Annotated in this window: 14 protein-coding genes; 8 read left to right on the top strand and 6 right to left on the bottom strand. The window is 43.5% G+C overall.

Features of this window, described 5'->3' with window-relative positions:
• The first annotated feature begins 189 nt into the window (after positions 1-189).
• From QT984_RS17320 to QT984_RS17310, 3 genes are read left to right on the top strand one after another with little or no spacing between them, the layout of a single operon-like run.
• A complete protein-coding gene (locus tag QT984_RS17320; protein WP_333053355.1) occupies positions 190-1,893 on the top strand; it encodes a hypothetical protein in 1,704 nt (567 codons plus the stop codon).
• A 3-nt stretch (positions 1,894-1,896) separates the two neighbouring features.
• Positions 1,897-2,658, top strand: coding sequence for a glycosyltransferase family 2 protein (locus tag QT984_RS17315; protein ID WP_333053356.1), 762 nt, complete (start codon positions 1,897-1,899; stop codon positions 2,656-2,658).
• On the top strand, positions 2,651-3,715 hold the full coding sequence (locus QT984_RS17310) for an NAD-dependent epimerase/dehydratase family protein (RefSeq protein ID WP_333053357.1): 1,065 nt from the start codon (positions 2,651-2,653) through the stop codon (positions 3,713-3,715). Before QT984_RS17315 ends, QT984_RS17310 begins: the two co-directional genes overlap by 8 nt.
• A gap of 85 nt (positions 3,716-3,800) precedes the next feature.
• On the opposite strand, the gene QT984_RS17305 is transcribed toward QT984_RS17310, so the two are convergent.
• A complete protein-coding gene (locus tag QT984_RS17305; protein WP_333237285.1) occupies positions 3,801-4,490 on the bottom strand; it encodes a methyltransferase domain-containing protein in 690 nt (229 codons plus the stop codon).
• A 49-nt stretch (positions 4,491-4,539) separates the two neighbouring features.
• Between QT984_RS17305 and rfbC the strand changes: the two genes are divergently transcribed.
• The 4 genes from rfbC to QT984_RS17285 all read left to right on the top strand — a co-directional run bounded on the left by rfbC (position 4,540) and on the right by QT984_RS17285 (position 9,050).
• Positions 4,540-5,085: a dTDP-4-dehydrorhamnose 3,5-epimerase gene (gene rfbC, locus QT984_RS17300; RefSeq protein WP_333053480.1), complete on the top strand. Its 546-nt coding sequence runs from the start codon at positions 4,540-4,542 to the stop codon at positions 5,083-5,085.
• A gap of 2 nt (positions 5,086-5,087) precedes the next feature.
• Positions 5,088-5,966, top strand: a complete 879-nt coding sequence (gene rfbD, locus QT984_RS17295) for a dTDP-4-dehydrorhamnose reductase (RefSeq protein WP_333271740.1) — start codon at positions 5,088-5,090, stop codon at positions 5,964-5,966.
• Positions 5,967-6,187: 221 nt separating this feature from the next.
• Positions 6,188-7,981 (top strand): hypothetical protein, encoded by a 1,794-nt coding sequence (locus QT984_RS17290; protein ID WP_333231348.1) that lies wholly within the window; start codon positions 6,188-6,190, stop codon positions 7,979-7,981.
• 94 nt (positions 7,982-8,075) lie between these two features.
• Positions 8,076-9,050 carry a glycosyltransferase family 2 protein gene (locus QT984_RS17285; RefSeq protein WP_333053361.1) on the top strand — a complete coding sequence of 325 codons (975 nt, stop codon included), beginning with the start codon at positions 8,076-8,078 and terminating at the stop codon, positions 9,048-9,050.
• Positions 9,051-9,289: 239 nt separating this feature from the next.
• Here the strand turns inward: QT984_RS17285 and QT984_RS17280 are convergent, their stop codons facing one another.
• The 3 genes from QT984_RS17280 to QT984_RS17270 all read right to left on the bottom strand — a co-directional run bounded on the left by QT984_RS17280 (position 9,290) and on the right by QT984_RS17270 (position 14,540).
• Positions 9,290-11,122 (bottom strand): DUF6798 domain-containing protein, encoded by a 1,833-nt coding sequence (locus QT984_RS17280; RefSeq protein ID WP_333271737.1) that lies wholly within the window; start codon positions 11,120-11,122, stop codon positions 9,290-9,292.
• A gap of 12 nt (positions 11,123-11,134) precedes the next feature.
• The gene (locus tag QT984_RS17275) at positions 11,135-13,366 is read right to left on the bottom strand and encodes a hypothetical protein (RefSeq protein WP_333243185.1); all 2,232 of its coding nucleotides are present in this window, start codon (positions 13,364-13,366) and stop codon (positions 11,135-11,137) included.
• A gap of 142 nt (positions 13,367-13,508) precedes the next feature.
• Positions 13,509-14,540 carry an SGNH/GDSL hydrolase family protein gene (locus QT984_RS17270; RefSeq protein ID WP_333374532.1) on the bottom strand — a complete coding sequence of 344 codons (1,032 nt, stop codon included), beginning with the start codon at positions 14,538-14,540 and terminating at the stop codon, positions 13,509-13,511.
• Between the two features lie 149 nt (positions 14,541-14,689).
• Here QT984_RS17270 and QT984_RS17265 point away from each other — a divergent pair, with 149 nt between their 5' ends.
• Positions 14,690-14,974, top strand: coding sequence for a hypothetical protein (locus QT984_RS17265; protein ID WP_333271731.1), 285 nt, complete (start codon positions 14,690-14,692; stop codon positions 14,972-14,974).
• Positions 14,975-14,977: 3 nt separating this feature from the next.
• On the opposite strand, the gene QT984_RS17260 is transcribed toward QT984_RS17265, so the two are convergent.
• Complete coding sequence (locus tag QT984_RS17260) at positions 14,978-15,997, bottom strand: PRC-barrel domain-containing protein (RefSeq protein ID WP_333053364.1); 1,020 nt, start codon at positions 15,995-15,997, stop codon at positions 14,978-14,980.
• Positions 15,998-16,231: 234 nt separating this feature from the next.
• The coding region (gene smc / locus QT984_RS17255) for a chromosome segregation protein SMC (protein ID WP_333374530.1) at positions 16,232-19,640 on the bottom strand (3,409 nt) is incomplete at its 5' end.

Here is a 19,640-nt window from a genome sequence, read left to right as displayed (position 1 = left end):
TTTCAGTCGAAAAGCTGATGATATCATGTCCGTTCGAGCGATCGCGATTTTTGTAGGGGCCCGTGAGCCAACAATACTTGCGAATAATTTACACTCTCAAAAACCCGCCCTGACCGGGATATTATGGTTAATCGATCGGACATGATATGACTAGATTTTACAATTCCGATGCTACCGGATTGGATATTAATGAAAAAAATCATATTATTTACTTTATATCTAATTCCTGTCCTCTTATTAATCGGATTTGTATCGAATTTTAACGTTAACGTTCCCGTTGATGACGAGTGGAGGTTAGCTAGCCTTTTTGAAAAAATAGCTGCGGGAAATGTAACTTTTAACGATTTTTGGGCTTTGCACAGCAACCACCGCATACTTTTCCCTAAAATAATTATTGCGGTGCTGGCTTTTGCTTCCCGATGGAATATTAATTATCAGTTGTGTCTCAGCATAGGTTTGGCTGCGATAACTTTTATCGCTATGTACAAGTTATCCTCAATGCAAGTTAAGAATGTTGGGGATGATTTGTGGCATTTAGCTAATATTTTAACTTGTATTTTGCTTTTCTCTCTAGTTCAGCACGAAAACTGGCTGTGGGGATTTCAATTAGCGTGGTTTTTAGTCAATTTGTGTTTTGTCGCTGCGGTTTATGCGCTGGTTTCAAATCACAAATTATTGCCTAATATTAGAATCTTTATTGCTGCTGTATTCTGCTTTGTTGCGAGTTTTTCCCTCGCGCAAGGCTTGCTGTCTTGGTTGGCTGCAATTCCCGCTGTGGCGGCTGTAGAAGGAAATGCGGCGCAGAAAAGAAAAAGACTTATTGTCTGGATGCTGCTGTTTGCGACAACTTGTGCTGTTTACTCAATTGATTATCATCCTAGTCGGAAAGCAAGTATTATTTCATTGTTGAATAAGCCGTTTGTGGTGATTGATTACTTTTTAAGTTTGCTGGGTTCGCCAATTGTGCGATCGCCTGGAATTTCAGCATTAGTTGGATTGCTAATATTTGCAAGTTTCTTATTTTTTGTGTTCCACTTTGGGAGAAAGATTACCGAGCATCGTGAGGCTTTACCTTGGCTGTCAATAGCCTTGTTTTCGGTTTTATCTGCTCTGTTTATTACGGCTGGTAGGGCCGAATTTGGGGCGATTCAGGCGATCGAATCGTCGAGATATACGACTAATTCGATTTTGCTGTTAATTGCTTTGGTTCAGCTCGGTCAATTGTTTGTCCGAGGTAAGATTGCTACCATAAATCGCACCTATAAGTTTGTTTATCGGGTGTTAGCAGGGCTGTTAATTGGGATAATTATTCTTAACTCTCAGCAGGCGATCGCCCAAACTAGATTAGCAGTTATTTACAAACAAGGCGCTCAAGATTGTTTGCAGTTAATTAACTATCTGGAACCGTCGGATTTTTTTGATAATTCGCCGGAAAGCTGTTTGAGGGTGCTGAGCAAAAAAACTTGGCTGGTGAGAGAAGGCGCTGCAATTATCGACAAAATAGGTTGGATCAAGTTCGCGAAAAATGTAGAGTTTATTTCTAATACGGAGAAAGTTTACGGTTATTTAGACAAACCTCAAACTAGCGATAAATCCTTGACTGTTAAGCAAAATGAGGCTGTCAAGGCTGCTGGTTGGGCGGTTTTGCCAGAAAAATTGCAACAGCCCAATATTGTACTGCTATCTGTCGGGGATAAAAAATCTTTTTTTGCTAACGCTTATGTAAATTTGGACAGTCCCGACATTGCTGAGAGTTTAAAATCTGAGTTATACAATAATGCCAGGTGGGCTGTTGATTTGTCGGATAATAATTTGCCGATCGCCCAAACAGAAATTAAAGCTTGGGTGTATAATCCTGTTGACAACCAGTTTGTCGAGTTGCGCGGAGGATGAGGAGTGAAAATTTCTGTGATTATACCAGCCCACAATGAGGAGGGCTGTTTGTACGGTACTGTGCGGGCGATCGCCCAGACGCTCGATTTAGAAGGCATTCCGCACGAAATTTTGATTGTGAATGACAATAGTGTCGATCGAACTATTGATATTTGCCAGGAGTTGTCAGAGACTTTTCCCACAGTGAGATACATCAACAATCAACCTCCCAACGGTTTCGGATTTGCGGTGCGTCGGGGATTGGTGGAATTTGACGGAGATGCTGCGGCAATTGTGATGGCGGATGCTTCCGACGATCCGATGGATTTGGTAGCAGGATACCGCAAGTTGCAAGAAGGATATGATTGCGTTTTCGGTTCCCGCTTTATCAAAGGTGGTTTTATAGTTGATTATCCCATTCACAAGTTAGTAATTAACCGCTTAGCAAACTGGTTTGTCAAAAGTATTTTCGGCTTGCGGTACAGCGATGTCACCAATGCTTTTAAAATTTACCGCAGAGAAGTAATTGAAGGCGTGCAACCGATTCTGAGCCATCATTTTAATTTGACAGTGGAACTGCCTTTAAAAGCAATTGTTCGGGGTTTTTCTTATACGGTGATTCCTCTGAGGTGGTACAATCGGACTGCTGGTATTTCTAAGCTGAAAATCAAAGAGATGGGCAGTCGATATTTGTTTATTGTCTTGTATGTCTGGCTCGAAAAACATCTGTCTCGCGGCGACTACCACCGGACTAGAAAGATAGCAAAGTTGAAAGTGAATGCCTGATAAAATTTTAATTGTTGGTGGTGCGGGTTTTATCGGCAGTTGTTTGGCAATTGGCCTGAAGAAACTGCACCCGGAATGGCAAATAATTTGTTTAGATAACCTGCGTCGCCGGGGCTCAGAATTGAATCTGCCTCGCCTTAAAAGTTGCGGTATTCAGTTTGTTTACGGGGATATTCGCACAGCGGCAGATTTAGATCCAGTTGCACTGAATGCTGACTGCATTATAGATTGTGCTGCGGAACCTTCTGTGCTGGCTGGTTTTAGTTCGCCTCAGTACGTTTTGCAGACGAATTTACTGGGCACTGTGAATGTTTTGGAGTTGGCGAGACAAACGGGTGCGAGTTTGCTGTTTTTGTCTACGAGTCGGGTTTATCCGATCGCCAGTGTCAAATCTGTTAAACTGTTAGAGTTGCCCAATAGATTTGCGATCGCCCCTGAGCAAACTTTACCCGGTATATCTGAGTTGGGCATATCAGAAGACTTCCCATTAAAAGGACACCGTTCGCTTTACGGAGCCACTAAATTAGCTTCGGAATTGCTGATTGAGGAATACAGGGAAGCATACAATGTACCCGCAATTATTAACCGCTGCGGGTTAATTACTGGTGCTTGGCAAATGGGTAAAGTAGATCAGGGAGTTTGCGGTTTGTGGGTGGCGGCTCACTATTTTCAAAAGTCGCTGAGTTATATCGGTTTTGGTGGCAGTGGGAAGCAGGTTAGGGATTTGCTGCACGTGGAAGATTTGTTGAGGTTAGTTAATTATCAGTTAGAAAATTTTGCTAAATTTGACGGCGAAGTTTTTAATGTAGGCGGTGGTTTTAGCAACAGTCTTTCTTTGGTTGAGACAACTGATTTGTGCCAAAAGATTACGGGTAAATCGATTTCAATTAATCCTGTTTTGGAGGAACGCGCGGGGGATATTCCGATTTTTATTACTGATTCTTCTAGGGTGATGGAGAAAACAGGATGGCGGCCTGTTATTGGGCCGGAAGCAGCTTTGCAGGATATTTATGATTGGATTGCTGCTAATGAGGTGGTTTTAAGTTCGATTTTGTAGGGATTTTTTTAATGGCAGGTACAGGGGGATAAACGCGGCTAAACGCAGATGAATCTCTCTGCCTGCATATGACTAGGATTGCCTGTCATGAGGCTCTGCCTCTATTGTTTTGTTTCGATGCTTTAACAAACATTTGCCCTCCCAAAAAACGCCACAACAAAGGCAATTTTAAGTAAATTTTTAACAGCAAGGGCGAGGCCGGTCTGCCTTTCGTCGAAAAGGGTAAAAATCTCGGTATAATTAAGTCGATTTCAAACCCGACAGTTTGTAAAAGCTCTTGTAGCGATAAATGCGTTATCGGTAATTGATGGTCGATAAAATCGTAGTATTCCTTGTATGAATATTTAAAATTAGGCTGAATTACCAACAGAGAACCGCTAGGCTTGAGGGCCTCGAAGCAAAAAGAGATAATTTCTACAAGTTCCTCTTTGTTGCGGAGGTGTTCAAAAAAATTTGAGATAAAAATACTATCGAACTGTTCGGTAAAAGATGTGTAATTTTCTAAATTCAACACATCAATATTAAGCACATTTACATCAGCATTAGCAAATAACTTTGAATCGGGATTAAGATCAATTAAATATTTTTTTTTAGCCCGAATTTGATTGATAAATTCGCAGTAACCGCCGCCTATATCTAAAACCGCTGATTCGGGAGGAACATAATTTTGTAAGAAGTCGTCAATTAAAACTTTCCATAGTGCCACCTTCGCTTGCATTTGTCGCGAATCAAAGCGGTTGGCATACAATTTTTTGAGATATGTGTCAGTTTTCATAGTAAAATAGCCTAGACTGAGTATGAGTTTATCACTTTCACAGCTAACTATGAATGTTATATCTACCGAAATACCGGAAGTTCTGATCGTTGAGCCGAAAATTTTCGGAGACGATCGCGGTTTCTTTTTTGAGAGTTTCAATCACCGAGCTTTTGTCGAAAAAACAGGCGTGACAGCCGAATTTGTTCAAGACAATCATTCCAAATCCTCTAAAAATGTGTTGCGCGGTTTGCACTACCAACTGCAGCAACCTCAAGGAAAATTGCTGCGGGTAGTTGCTGGCGAAATATTTGATGTAGCGGTGGATATTAGACAAAGTTCGCCGACTTTCGGAAAGTGGGTGGGGTGTTTGGTGAGTGCAGAAAATAAACGGCAATTTTGGGTGCCGGCGGGATTTGCACACGGTTTTTTAGTGGTTTCCGAGACGGCTGAAGTTTTGTACAAAACTACAGATTATTACGCACCGGCACACGAGCGGTGTATCCTGTGGAATGACCCCGATTTGGCGATCGACTGGCCGCTAGATGGTGCCAAACCAATCTTATCAGCTAAAGACCAAGCTGGACAAACATTGAAAACAGCTCAAGTGTTTTGATCATGAAAATTTTACTCGCAGGCGGCAGCGGACAGCTAGCTCAAGAATTGCAGCCGATTTTATTATCTTCGGGAGAGGTAATTGTGCTCGATCGCACTCGCCTCGACTTATCCCAACCCGAAAGCATCCGTCAAGCAATGGCTGAAATTAAACCGGATTTAGTCATCAATTCGGGTGCTTACACTGCGGTAGACAAAGCCGAAAGTGAACCAGAATTAGCATATGCAGTCAACGCTATTGCCCCAGGAATTTTTGCCGAAGAATGCGAAAAACAGGGAGCAAGTTTGATTCACTTTTCTACTGATTATGTATTTGACGGCAGCCACGGTTCTGCTTATTTGGAAACAGATTCTACGAATCCACTGGGAACTTACGGCAAGTCGAAATTAGCAGGCGAGGCAGCAATTCTCAAATCGGGAAACCGACATATTATTATTAGAACCGCGTGGGTTTACGGCAACGGTGGCAAAGGTAATTTTGTCAAAACCATGCTGAGGTTGGGAAAGGAAAGGGAAGAAATTCGAGTAGTAGCAGATCAGATCGGAAGTCCTACTTGGACTCGGGATTTAGGTGCGGCGACTTCACAAATTATTCCTCTCCTTGGGCCAGAAACTTTTGGGACTTACCAGTACACTAATAGCGGTGTTTGTAGTTGGTACGATTTTGCGATCGCCATTTTTGAGGAAGCAGCACAACTCGGCTTTCCCCTAAAAGTTCAGCGCGTAATTCCCATCACCACCGCCGAATATCCGACACCGGCAAAACGCCCCGCTTTTTCTGTCCTATCTACGGTAAAAATATCAGCACTTTTGGGCACGTATCCTCCCCACTGGCGGCAAGGGCTCAGACAAATGCTGGCAAGAGAAGTCAGTCGATTTTAGATTTTAGATTTTAGATTTTAGATTTACTTGCAGCATTGAATCTGGGAGTTTGAACTTTAGTCTAAAATTTAGGGATTCAGGACAATAGGACTTATCCACTGGTGGCCAGAAACCGGGTTTTTTACGAAAATCCTTCGCTGTAGCCTAGAGATTAAATAAAAAACCCGGTTTCTTTGTCGGGAGTGCGTCGCTAAACCTGCCCCATTAATTAAAAATACCCCATGTCTGAATCCATGAAAATCAAGCAACAATATATTTTAATTGCCGCCTCAGTTCTCGGCATCCTAATACCAGCTTCATATATTTTGTACTTGATATCGCAAGCGGGAGACTTGTCTAATTTTGATTATTGGTGGATGACATGGAATTTTTATTCAGTAGACGGTTTTTCTACAAATCCTTTTAATTGGATATTTCGGGCCAACGAGCATTTTGTCTTGATTCCGGCCATTATTTATGGCTTGAATATAGCTGTCACCCAAGGTTCAAATATTGGTTTGTGTTTAGTTGCCTGGTTTTTGGCTTGGATTCAGTGCCACGTATTAATTGCTCTGCTGCCGTTAAAAATGAGGCGTTTTCCGCTGCAATTTATCTCGCTACTCCTTTGCATTTCTATTTTTAATTTTACTCCGGCGGCAGCTCACAATTGGATGCGGGGATTCAGCGGTGTTCACTGGATAATTGCTAATTTATTTGTGATTTGTTCGATATATTGTTTGCAATCCTATGTGACAGATTTATTAAAGAAAAGGGAGGCAGAGCCTGGTAACGAGTTGGTAGGGGCGGTGCCCCCGTGCCCGCCCCCGCATTTACAAAATAAGTGGGTAATTGGCAGCATTATTTTTGGCGTTTTAGGCTGTATTAGTTACAGCACTCCTTTAGGTTTGTGGCCGATATTGTGTGCTGCTGCTGTTGTGCTGCGGTTTCCTCGGCGAATAACTTATTTGTATTTCATTGCTTCGATTGCAGTGATTGGGATTTATTTTTTAACTTATAAAACTCCATCTCATCACCCTTCTTTAACTAAAATTAACCCGCTCAAAACTCTCGAATATATTCCCATTTATCTCGGCGGAATTTTTAGCGAAAATATTATTGTTGCTTCAATTATTGGTATAATTGGTTTGATTGCAGCGACGGGTTTTGTGGGTTATTGGCTATTTGTAAAAAAGGTAGATCGCCCGGATTGGCTGCCTTGGCTATCAATCCAACTTTACACGCTGCAAACGGCCTTAATGGCCGCGGTTAGCCGATCGGGATTTGGCGTCGAACAAGCCACCGCTTCCCGCTACGCCACACTTCCAGCTTTGTTTTGGATGAGCACAATTGTGCTGACAGTATTGTGGGTGCGCGAGTTGCAGCCAACACCAAGAATCCAAGGGCGTTGGTTGACACCGCTGTTTGCAGTCACCACAGTCGCGATTATTTTAATGTACGGGGTGGGAGGCGAAACTGCAATGGCGATCGCCCACAGAGCAACCTATCAACCGTTAGTAGCATTATCACTGCAACTAGGCATCACCGACGTAACCCTAATTAAAGACCGCGTAGGCAACAAACCCGCCGCTTTTGTCGGCTTAATCGACGCTTTAAAAACTAACAACTTAGTGCCATTTAACCGAGACATCAAAAAACACAATTTCTGTGCAGCATTAGACACAAAAATCGACGCAAATTTACTGTCAGCCCCCAAAGACGGAGTACCCGGATACTTTGATACAGCCACCAGACTGGCACCAACAGCAGCCAGAGTAATTGGCTGGGTAGGAGACCCCGAAAACAATGTAAAATGTATTGCCATTCTCAACCAAGAAAATGTCGTTAGAGGTTTCGCCATGTCAGGATTTCCCCGCCCAGATTTAGTTAAATTATTTGGCCCTTCCTACGAATTCGCAGCTTGGAGAGGATACATTCAAACATCACCAACAGATAAACTATTGACAGCCTATGCCTCCTTTAAAAACCGCAAAGGTTGGGTAGCCTTACGAAACTCCCAAGTTATCAATAAAAACTAAAAAACCTCTCTTTCTCCTCCTCTGCGCCCTCTGCGCCCTCTGCGGTTAATAAAAAAAAATCTCATTAACAACAAAAATGAAATAAAATATCTCTATGCCAAAACAACTCAGCTTCGTAATCCCAGTTCACAACGAAGAAGCCACCCTAAAATTGCTGTTTGACAAAATCAAAATTGTCATGTTGCAAACAGAAATTGACAGTTACGAAGTCATTTTCATAGATGACGGTAGCCGCGATTATTCCTGGCAAGAAATCACAGATTTAGCCAGCAAACATCCCAAACTAATTAAAGCAATTAAAATGCGCCGCAACTTTGGCAAATCCGCCGCGCTTTCAGCAGGATTTCGCAATGCAGCAGGGATAATTATCTTTACTCTCGATGCTGACCTTCAGGATGACCCCGCTGAAATTCCCAAATTTTTACATCATTTAGAATCGGGATTTGATTTAGTTTCCGGTTGGCGAAAACAGCGGAACGACCCGCTTTCTAAAACTTTACCTTCCAAGCTATTTAATGCCGTTGCGTGTTTGCTGACTGGCGTGCAAATGCACGATATGAATTGCGGTTTTAAAGCTTACCGTAGGGAAGTTTTGCAGTCGATTAAATTGTACGGAGAATTGCACCGCTACATTCCAGCTTTAGCAAACAATTTAGGGTTTAAAATTGGCGAAGTAGTCGTGGAACATCATCCGCGAAAGCACGGAAAATCGAATTACGGCTGGGAACGTTATGCGCGGGGTTTTATTGATTTGTTGACGGTGTTAGCCACGACGCAATATTTGCACAAACCGGGTCATTTGTTTGGCGGTTTGGGTTTGTGTTTTGGCTTTGTTGGAACTGTTTCGCTGAGTTATTTGATAGTTATTTGGTTTCTGAATTTGGCGGGGATGAATTTTGGGCCGATCGGCAATCGACCTTTGTTATTTTTTGGGATTTTGTGTACAATTCTGTCGGTGCAGTTGATTTCTTTGGGGATTTTGGCTGAGTTGATGGCGCGGAATGTGGATGCTGATTATGTGGACAAGCAAATTAGCGAAATTATTGATGATTCTGGTTTTGATATTTAACCGCAGATTAAGGCGGATTAACGCTGATTAACGCAGATAAATCGGCGATGGCAATTGCTTCTAAACAAGCAAAGTCTGTCTCTGCTGACTAATACCAATTTCATAAAGTAGCGCTAGATATTACCCCCCCAACCCCCCCTTATTAAGGGGGGGCTAAGACTTCATCCATAGCACATCTTTAGAAAAATGGTATAAGATAAAATTATAATTGGGATTTAACAAGTTTTACCAATTACCTATTACCTAATTTTATACAGTATCCATTTGCCTTGTTTGTCTGCGATTTCCCCTTGCATATTTGGGTGCCAGTCAGTACGAGTCAGGATATAATCGGCATGATAGTTTTTGGCTACTTTGACTAAATCCGCACTACTGCGGCGGATGAAAAAGTCATTTCCTCCCCAAATCATTTGCGGGTTTAAGGGGACTCCTAAAACAGCTTCCATGCGATTTTGCCATTCTTTGATGCCTTTTTCGGTAAAGGGGAAGTTTTTGAAGTTGACGACAATCGCCCTTTCGGAGAAAAACTGGAAGCTGGTAACTGAAGGCGGAATTAATACGAGTGAATCGCGGCTGCTACTTTGCGAAAATCGCACAGCTAATTTGCTTAAGTCATCCCTGGGAACGGCATTAATATTAACTCTTGGTTGAAATACATTTAATATAGGTTTGGGCAGAATTCCTGCTACTCCAAAAACTAAGGTGGCGGTAGTTATTAAGGCTAAGGTGTGAGTTAGAGTTTGTTTGATAGATGTAGCTAGGGATGTTTTTTCTAAAATGAATGGGAAGGCGAGGATTGAGAAAAAAACTGGGATGCTAATTATTCGATCGCCCATTATTTCCCATGAATCAGTCACCGGATATATCAAGCTGAAAATTACCGTTCCTGCTGCTAAAATCCACAACAATATATTATATCGTTTGGGAAATACGTATTTTTTTGTTTGCCAAACTGATAATCCTAGGAAAATGATACCCCTAAAAGGCAAAGTTAGTACAGCTAACAGCAACAAGCTAATAGCTATGTGTTTTTCTCTGTAAAGTTGCTCGACCGTCAAAGCAACAGCAATAAATATAATTAGTTGAGCAAAAGGTACGGTTCTAGCTAACTGTAGTTTTGCGATAAAAGCCAGCGGGTAAATTTCTACAAATATGTAATTTAGAAACAGTCCCAAAATGGATGTAGTAACAATTATATAAAAATTAACCTTGTCTTCTTTGGACAATAAATCGGAATTTTTGATGCACAGTAAGCCACCAATTATGAAACATATAAAGTTGAACCAATTCCCCAAATACCAATTTGACGGGAGGATGTGGTGGGGGTTGCGGACTTTTGCGTGAATGTAGACAAAATCGGCGTTGTCGATAGTTTGAGTGCTGGTAGTACCTGTTAATAACATCGGTACGTAAACGATACTTGCCATTGCTGCTAAAAGTGCGATCGCCAAAATCAATGTTTTGAAATTCCGCTGTCTTACAGATTCAATAAATAAAACGGGAACCATCATCAATCCCGGCAACAAACCCACTAAGAATTGCAGCAGACAAGCTAGTCCAAAAAAGAAATATCCAGTCAGCCATTTCTGGCGCAAACTAAAGTAAATTCCCCAGATTGCGAAACCCATTGCGAAGATACTGGGTACTGATTTAGTGGAAAATATCAGCGTGTTACCAACATCGGTAAATGAAGCGGCTATACATAAAAAAGCCATCGCTGCTGCTGGCAGTTTGGAATTAGTATAGATATTGAGAATTGCGTAGCAAGCTAGGACAAATGAACCGAAGGCGAGGAATTGATAAATAAAGTGCGCTAGGGGAATGCTTGTTCCTAAGTTGGCGAGAAAATAGATAATATAATAATAGTAATATCTCGGATTAAATTTCACCATTTCCTGAACGTAATAGTCATTTTTGTAGAGTTCAGGATTTAACATAAATTGAATAGGCGGCACTTCTGGGAAATTGCCTCCAATGGGGAAAATATAGCCAGTAGCCATCAGGGAGCCGATGATGACAAAAGTATAGAGAGATAGATTAAAATACCAGTGGGATTTTTGATGTTTTTGCATTGACGGTTCAATTTATCTACTGACAGCCAAATTGTTAATCTCCAGTTGACATTGGTTTGTTAAATCCTGTTGGCTGCTACTCAATACCTCAAGCAGCAGATAAATGGGATTTTTGCCTTCAACTAATAGATTTAAGGCGAGATAACTTTTTTGACTATAAGCCATCTCTGCTGAGTCTACTAATTTACCTTGCTTGTCCCACAAAGTCAAGCGCAGGGCAACTCCCGGACATTGTTGGTTAGGTAAATTGAGTTTGCCGGTAACTTTTACTTTATCTGAAATGGAACCTAAATACAGAAAAGATGTATCGAGTTTCTTGCTGTTTTTAATTGGATGAGTTACAATATTATATAGGTTATCCGATTCTTGACTTACTGAATAATTGGCACTTGTGTAGATTGATTGATGCAAACTAATCCAATCTAACTGCGTGCCTGGTCGATCGACTATTTGTCGCTGCATTGCATCCAGAGTCCTAACTGCCGTTGCTGTATCAGTCGGCCGCATCCTCCGGTAAACGCTGAGTGTCACGCCGTTTTCTAGCTTAAACTGTTCCGGTAGCAATTGGAAATCGCGGGCAATTTCCCAGTTTTGAGTAAAGGCATCGTACACAACTTTAACAACATCTTGTTCGTGCGATCGCAAAACTTGTTCGTCAGTCGGCAACACCTGCTGAAAAGGTACAGCAACCACCGCATATTGTGCCTGCAACAACTCCGGTAGCGGGTAAGTATCGCGCGAGTCAATTTGCGGCCTCCCGATTGTATTTAATTTCCACCAGCCCTCCGGCGGGTTTAATTTTCGGTTGGCTTGTCTGAGGATATTAGCATTGAAATTGTTAGAAGCACCAGCAATATAAATTGGTTCTTCATTCGGTGCTAATTTTCGCAGAAACTCTACTAATTTTACAACTTCATCGTAGTCCGATCGCACTAACGGCGGAAAATTACCCACAAACAGTCTTGGCAAATCTATTTTGAGAGGAATTAACCCGACTCCGGCATTCAAAACCAGGTACAAACCCGCCGCGCCCAGCATGAAATACCGGACTTTTCCCTTGAGTGTCAGCCAAGTTGTCCAGAAAAATGTGGAGAGTCCCAAAAGTGCGATCGGTGTAATATGAATTGTATAGTGCAAGTAGCCATAACGCAACACTAACAGCCATTCAATCAGCGACAAAACCCCAAACAGCGAAACAAAAATAGCCGCCGCCGGAACCAGCATTCGAGTCAGAATTCCCGCCGAAAAACCAATCAGTACCAGCAGCCAAGTTCCCAAACCGTAAAAATCCGCATAACGAGTTAAAATATCATTTACAGGCAAACTCCAAGCGACATACAAATTGCGGTAGTCAACCGTCAGAGCACTGCGAGTAAAATCCCCCGCTACCAACATTAAAATAATCAAGCTAGTTACAGCTATCAAGCCCAATTTTACAGCGGATTCAAACAAATTTTTCCAACCTTTGTTTTGAATACTTTGAAATAGCAATCCTAAATGACTTGTGGGATGGGCTTCTAGCCCGTCCCGGCTAAAAGCCTGAACCATTGTGATAACTGCCTTGGGATTGCTATACTGTACAATAAACTCGATGAAAGCCTGTAAAGTCGCGGCACCAAAAAATGCGATCGCACTATAAGCAAAATGGCGCCGCAACAGAATCGCCGCCGCCAGCAAAAACCCAATCAACGGGATTTTCCACCAAGATTTCAGCGTGACATCCTGCAAATAAACCAAAATTGCCAAGGCTACAAACACACAGCCGCCAGTATCCAGATATCCCCGCAGAGTCGGTATCCAACTCATAGGAATTAATAAACTCAGCAGCACAGTTGACCAAAATACCCGGCGGGGATAAACTGGAATTAGCTTTGCAGAAATTGCCCCCAGCAACAGACGAAACGGCAGCACATAAATCAGGGATACACTGAGAATGTAACTCAGCCGAGACTCGCCAAATAAGAGAATAAACGGCACTAACGGCAGAGAAATTAATAGGTTTTTTTCCTTAGATAGCGATTCTATAACTCCGCGCCATGCTTTATCTGGCGACTCTCGAAATAAATTTGCCGTGTTGACTGTAGCGGTATTGTATCCCGCGTAATCCCACCAATAAAAAGTATGTTCGCTGGATACATAGATTGATGTTACTGCAACTGTGAGGAGAACAAGTAAAAACAGGAAAAACCCATCAATTAGAAATTTTCGAGGCAATTTAAAAGAAACAACATCAAATACTTCCATCACTCTAGCAACCCTCAATCAATTGTATAGTCCTGGACGCACGGGTAGTCAGAAACCGGGTTTTTTTGCCAAAATCTTGCATCAAAACTTTTAATTTCGGTAAAAACCCGGTTTCTTTGGTATGGATGCGCGTCCAAGATTGTTACCTTAAAACACTACCTTGCAAAAAACCGTCCAACTTTTCTGCATATTGCCGATTCGCGATCGCACTTGGATGAAGGTCATGAGGTAAATTATTATTGGCAGGTATTTTCAAATCAACAGAAATATCCACCGTAGAAATTCCCTCCTGACTTAACTCCCCCAACATCTTAGCAGAACCGACATTAATTCCGGCCACAACTAACTTAACACCATTAGCCTCTGCCACCCGGTGAAACTCTTGAATAATTGCCTTAGAAACCTCATGGCTTCTATACAATCCCTCTTCAAATTGATTGTAATTAACCTCCAAAAAATGGCTTAATGCAGAAACCCGCATCAGCGGGAACTCGCGATATTCAAGTTTTGCCATTTTGTAGGTAAAATTATTTTCTCCATTCAGCCTCGCATCGGGCTGAAATAGAATACCGAGTTTATTCCAAGCAGCCATTTGCTTTCTTCTCGCCCTTAACAAAGTATTGCGGCGGTTATGAAATCCCGCATAAGCAATCACCGCAACTTTGGGTTTATTTCCTTGTTTGAGTGCTTCTTTAAATTGAATCAACGAGTGCAGCGTGCCGTAGCCGTTAACGCCAAAATTCACTATTTCATATTTGGGTAATTTCTCTTGCAACAACCAAGCATAAGTTTCGCTGTCATTCAATGACCAACCGTAGGTAAATGAACAGCCAAATATCCAAATTTTATGCTTTTTTGACGAAGAATTGTAAGTAGTGAGGGGATGTGTTATTCTGAGACTATTATTGAGGTGAGTGGCATTAAATGAGTAATTGCCGTTAAGTGTCACTTTGAATTGACCCGGCAAATGCTTGTAGCCAAGTTCCGAGTCTTTGGTAAAAAAGTTACCTTTGGGTTCGACGGCAACATCAACATTTTCTATTTGCCAGGGTTTGTATCCCGCAACTCGCAAGACAATTTCAGCCGTGGTGGTGGATAAAAAAATTGGAAAAATTAGATATGTTATTAATCTGAAAGCAACATTTTTAGCAAAATCTTTTTCGATCATTAACATAATATGAAACGTCAGCAAAAGTATAATAAACTGCCATGCCAGTATTCTCTAGTTCATGGATCTAATTTAATTAGATTGAGCGCACCAATATCAGCAACGGGCTAGAAGCCCGTTCCACAATAAAATCTACTCTTTGTGGAACAGGCATCTTGCCTGTTCTTAAGAATGGTGCCACATCTCAGTTTAAACTCACATCTTGCACCAATATCAGCAACGGGCTAGAAGCCCGTTCCACAATAAAATCTACTCTTTGTGGAACAGGCATCTTGCCTGTTCTTAAGAATGGTGCCACATCTCAGTTTAAACTCACATCTTGCACCAATATCAGCAACGGGCTAGAAGCCCGTTCCACAAAAAATAAACTTGATTGTGGAACGGGCATCTTGCCCGTTCTTAAAAAGAGTGCAAAATATTGGTTTCAGCTAATTGAGTGATTCCTAATAACCAGGCTCTTCCTCGTACTCAGGAGTCTTAGTTTTCTCAGGGATATTCACGCGAGGAGCCTGGTAAGGCTTCGGTGCCTCATCGTCAGCCCAAGCATCAGCCTCCACATCATCTTCGTACTCCACCAGCGGCTGCTTCGGGCGAGAAATCTCGGCGCGAGTGTATTGTGGCTTCGCCTCGTACTCCTCCTCCTCGTAATCGTCCTCCTCGCCGCCCCAATTATCCTCTTCGTAATCCTCGTAATCGTCGATGGGCTGCTGCTGTACCTGCACCGCGCGCATCGGCGGCTGGCGAACCGCAGGCCGATTCCACTCTAAATCCTCATCCCAAGGAACTTCCTCCACAGCAGGCGCAGCTACGCGGCTCCGCATTTCCGGTGCAGGTATCCGCACGCCTGGGCCCAATTGATTTCCCGTAGCCACGGGTTTCGGATAATAACCTGCCTCGTCCTCTTCTCGTTCCCAAGGTGCTTGGCCCAAACCAACGCGCTCCAGCAAACCCACACTAAGCTGCCTGAGCCTTTCCTCGGAACCTTCAAACACAATCAAGCGATTCGGGCCGCTGCTGACAATTTCTTCAATCCCCAACTCGTAAGTGCTAAGAACTTGGTCAGGGATTTGGGGGATTCCCAGAGAAGCGATAATTATAGAAACTAACTTACCGTCTTCGGGGTCGAATCTAAAGCCCCGCACCCTACCCAAAAGTTCGCCGGTTTCGGTAATAACTTCGCTGTTAATCAAAATGCTGTAGACTTCAACATCAACATCATCTTCGATCGCGCTCTCATCTTCCACCAACAGCACGTCGCCGATTTCACTGACATTGCTGAGGAACATAAACCTCGGCATTCCAGCGACCGCAAATATATTATCACGCAGACCGATCGCCACAACTTCCCGCCGATCGATGTCCACCCACAATTGACTAACCACCCCCAAGCGTTTACCTCTGTCGCGGGTGATGACCTGAGTGCCTAGAATATCGGAGCGTTGGCAGATTTGTTCGGATGTCATTCTAACTTTAATCCTGATTTATTAAGTACATATATCACTCAACACGAGCGTTAACATAAACTCCGGGACTACAACTTCAGTCAGTCGATTTTAGATTTTAGATTTTAGATTTTAGATTTACTCCACAGAGGAATGTGGGAGCTGGAACTAGGGTCTAAAATTTTGATCTATCCACGACTGTTGTCGGCGGCTTGTATCCGTTTTTGGGTATGGTCATCAACAGACACTCCGGGACTACAACTTCAGCCCTATGACTTGAGTATAAGCTCCCCGCGCTTGAGTAACGCCAATTGTACGCTCAGCCGATTGAATCATAGGTCGCCGCAAACTCACAACAATAAACTGGGCTTGTTCAGACTGTCGTTTTATCATTCTAGCTAATCGCTCCACATTTGCCCCATCCAGAAACATATCCACTTCATCAAAAGCGTAGAACGTAGACGGGCGGTAGCGTTGCAGCGCAAAAATAAAACTCAGCGCCGTCAACGACTTTTCGCCTCCAGACATGGAAGCCAGCCGCTGTACGGGTTTGCCCTTCGGGTGAGCCACCAAATTCAAGCCACTGCTGAAGGGGTCTTCCTGGTCATCTAGCTGGAGATAGCCATCGCCTTCGGAAAGTTCCGCAAAGATAGTCTGGAAGTTCTCGTTAACCGCGTCGAAAGCTTCTTTAAAAGCGCGCCGCCTGAGTGTGGTAAAATTTTCGATTCTCAACAGCAGTTCAGTGCGTTCTCCTTCCAATGTCGTCAATTTTTGACTTAATTCTTGAAGGCGTTCTTGAGTGCGGTTGTACTCTTCCAAGGCTAGCATATTGACTGGTTCTAAAGCTTGAATGCGCTTGGCGATCGCCTTTACTTCCTGCTGCAATTCCGTCAAATTGGCTTTCTCGACATTTTCAGGAATTGACGGCACGGGGTCGGGCATTTCCGCCCGCTGCGTTTCCAAGAGAGTGCGGATGGCGGCTAATTGTTCCCGGCGTTCTTGCTGGGTTTCGTGCAGTTTTTGCAACTGCCACTGTAACTGTTGTTTGGCTAAATGCTGTTCTCGCAATTGAGATTCCGCCCGATCGCGCTCTCCCTTTTCCACGCCCAATTTTTCCTCAATTTCCCCCAAAGTCGCCTTAGCTGCGGCAATTTGTCCATCGAGTTCTAACTGCTGCGAAACAATGCGATCGAGCGCATCCGCCCCCGCGTTTTGCTGCACTTGCCATTCCTGCAATTTCTCGCTGCCTTCCTTAATTTTCTCTTCCAAGCGCCCGAATTGATTTTCCAAGTCTACAAGGCGCTGCTGGACGTTTCTCAGAGCCAATTCTCGCTCTTGGAGTTGCGCTTCCAAAGCGCGCAAACTCGATTGCATTTGCTGCCATTCGCTGTGACTGTTCGACTCTTCCAACTGCGCCAAAGTTTGCCGGTACTGCTGCAATTGAGTTTCCTGTGCCGGCAATTCTCGTTCCAGCAACTGCAATCTCGATCGCGAATTAGTTAATTCCTGTGTATTTTTCGCAATTTGCGATCGCACTTGTTCCTGTTGCGCTTGCAAATTCTTAATTTCTGAATCCAACTGTTCCAAGCGCAACTGATGTTCGCGCAAATTTTGTTTCGCTTCCATCAATTCTTGGCTGCGAGTTTTGACTGCTAGTGAAGCGCGATCGATCGCAATTTTGCACCGTTCCAAAATCCGCTCAATTTCCTCCAACCTTTCTTGCAGAGATGCGATGGTTCGGGCTTCACTAGCAGCCTCACTCGCCTCAACCGTGCCAAAATGCAAGGTAGATCTATTAGTAGAACTTCCCCCAGTCATCGCCCCGCTAGTTTCCAAAATTTCCCCGTCCAAAGTGACAATCCGGTACTGTCCCAAATAGCGGCGAGCATCGCTGAGGTTGCTAAACACAACCGTACTGCCAAAAACGTAAGCAAAAATTTCCTGATACCGCGAATCGCAATCAATCAAATTAACAGCCGCATCCACAAACCCAGCCGCGCGCCGCAAATTTTCATTCACCGAATACCTGCCGCCCCTAATCTTATTCAAAGGCAAAAAAGTCATCCTTCCCGCCCGTTTTTGTTTCAACAATTCGATCGCAGCAGCAGCCACGCTGTCATCTTCCACCACCATATTTCCCATGCGCCCGCCCGCCGCAATTTCCAGAGCCAACTGATAGCGCGGTTCCACCCTACCCAGTTGAGCCACCAAGCCGCAAACTCCGCCAATTCCGCTTTGCGCGACAATTTTGGCAGTAAACGTTCCCGTCGCTTCTTGCAGTGCTTGAAACTGCACTTCTAGTTTGTCTAATTTGCGCTGTCTTTCCCGCTGTTCTTCCAACAAACGAGTTTGAGTTTCCTGTTGCAGTTGCAATTCTTGTTCGGCTTCGACTAAAATTTGATTCAGCGATTCTACTTGCAAAGATGCCACGCCTTTGGTTTCCACAAGGCGATATTGCTGCTCTTTTTTCGCTGCAATTTCCTGTTCCAATACTTGCAGCGATTGGTTTTGTTCTTGAATTTGACTTTGCAGGCGATCGGCTCTTTCGCCAATGGTAGCTTGTTCTGTACGCTGCGGTTCCAAAGTTTGTTGAATTGTTTCGATTTGGCGGTGCAGTTCCGTTTGCTGCTGTACCCAAACTTCGGCCGTGGAGGCGATCGCATTTGCAACTTCCCGACTTTCATCTAAACTTTGCTGGGCTGCGTCCCGCTGTTCCTGAAAACTCCCCTGCTGAGACTTAACATAAGATATTTCTATCTCAATTTGCTCCAAACTTTGCCGGAATTGCCGAACTTCTTCCTCGGTTTGTGCTATATTAGCCGCCATTTGCCCAGCAGTTTTTTCCAAATCCTGTTTGCGGTTTTGCAGTTGTCGCCGTTCCGCTTCCTGAGTCGCAATCGTCGCTTGCAAAGCCAACAATTCCGACTCTCCCAAAGCTTTAACGCGGGCATTCAGCGCGTCTAGTTCGGCGGTTGCTGCTTGAATTTGGGTGCTAATTGTTTGCAGTTGTTCGGTAAGAGATGCCGAAGTGCGATCGCCCGTTTCGATTTGTTCGCGCAGTTTCCATTCTTGCTGCTGCAATTGCCGGAATTTCAGCACAATTTCCCATTGCGACTTTTCTTGAAATTCCGCCCGCAGCTTTTGATATTTTTCCGCTTTTGTGCGATCGGAAGCAAGTCTATCGCGCTGAGACATCAGCTCTTTTTCTACAATCCTGCTGCGTTCTTCCACCTCCTTAACTTCATCCAACTTCTGCCTAGCTAAAGAGATTTTGCGATCGAACTGAGCCACCCCAGCCAATTCGTCAATGATTTCTCTGCGTTCCTTAGAATTCATCGAAATAATGCTGGTAACGTCTCCTTGTAGCACGACGTTATAGCCTTCGGGATAAATTCGTAAGCGGTTGAGTTGTTCGTGAAGTTGAGTCAGCGTGCAAGGTTGGCCGTTAATGTAATAAGTTGAAGTGTAAGTACCTTGGCGAGTTACCCGAAGTTTGCGCGTTACACTCCACTCATCCGATTTTGGATTTTGGATTTTGGATTTTTTATTAGTAGCGAGTAGTTGTCCGTTGTTGTCTTGACTTGCTGCGATTTCAATCTCTTCTACGTCTTCAACAGATAACTCATCCGATTTTGGATTTTGGATTTTGGATTTTCGATTGGCA

Origin of the sequence: Microcoleus sp. Z1_B2 (assembly GCF_036700325.1) — a bacterium.
Classification (GTDB): Bacteria; Cyanobacteriota; Cyanobacteriia; order Cyanobacteriales; family Microcoleaceae; genus Microcoleus.
Note: the sequence above shows the minus strand (reverse complement) of the source record. Positions and strands in the feature narration are given on the sequence as shown.

Coding starts and splice junctions, on each gene's coding strand:
- QT984_RS17320 (WP_333053355.1), top strand. CDS start 190: ATGAAAAAAATCATATTATTTACTTTATATCTAATTCCTGTCCTCTTA.
- QT984_RS17310 (WP_333053357.1), top strand. CDS start 2,651: ATGCCTGATAAAATTTTAATTGTTGGTGGTGCGGGTTTTATCGGCAGT.
- QT984_RS17305 (WP_333237285.1), bottom strand. CDS start 4,490: ATGAAAACTGACACATATCTCAAAAAATTGTATGCCAACCGCTTTGAT.
- rfbC (WP_333053480.1), top strand. CDS start 4,540: ATGAATGTTATATCTACCGAAATACCGGAAGTTCTGATCGTTGAGCCG.
- rfbD (WP_333271740.1), top strand. CDS start 5,088: ATGAAAATTTTACTCGCAGGCGGCAGCGGACAGCTAGCTCAAGAATTG.
- QT984_RS17290 (WP_333231348.1), top strand. CDS start 6,188: ATGTCTGAATCCATGAAAATCAAGCAACAATATATTTTAATTGCCGCC.
- QT984_RS17285 (WP_333053361.1), top strand. CDS start 8,076: ATGCCAAAACAACTCAGCTTCGTAATCCCAGTTCACAACGAAGAAGCC.
- QT984_RS17280 (WP_333271737.1), bottom strand. CDS start 11,122: ATGCAAAAACATCAAAAATCCCACTGGTATTTTAATCTATCTCTCTAT.
- QT984_RS17275 (WP_333243185.1), bottom strand. CDS start 13,366: ATGGAAGTATTTGATGTTGTTTCTTTTAAATTGCCTCGAAAATTTCTA.
- QT984_RS17270 (WP_333374532.1), bottom strand. CDS start 14,540: ATGTTAATGATCGAAAAAGATTTTGCTAAAAATGTTGCTTTCAGATTA.
- QT984_RS17260 (WP_333053364.1), bottom strand. CDS start 15,997: ATGACATCCGAACAAATCTGCCAACGCTCCGATATTCTAGGCACTCAG.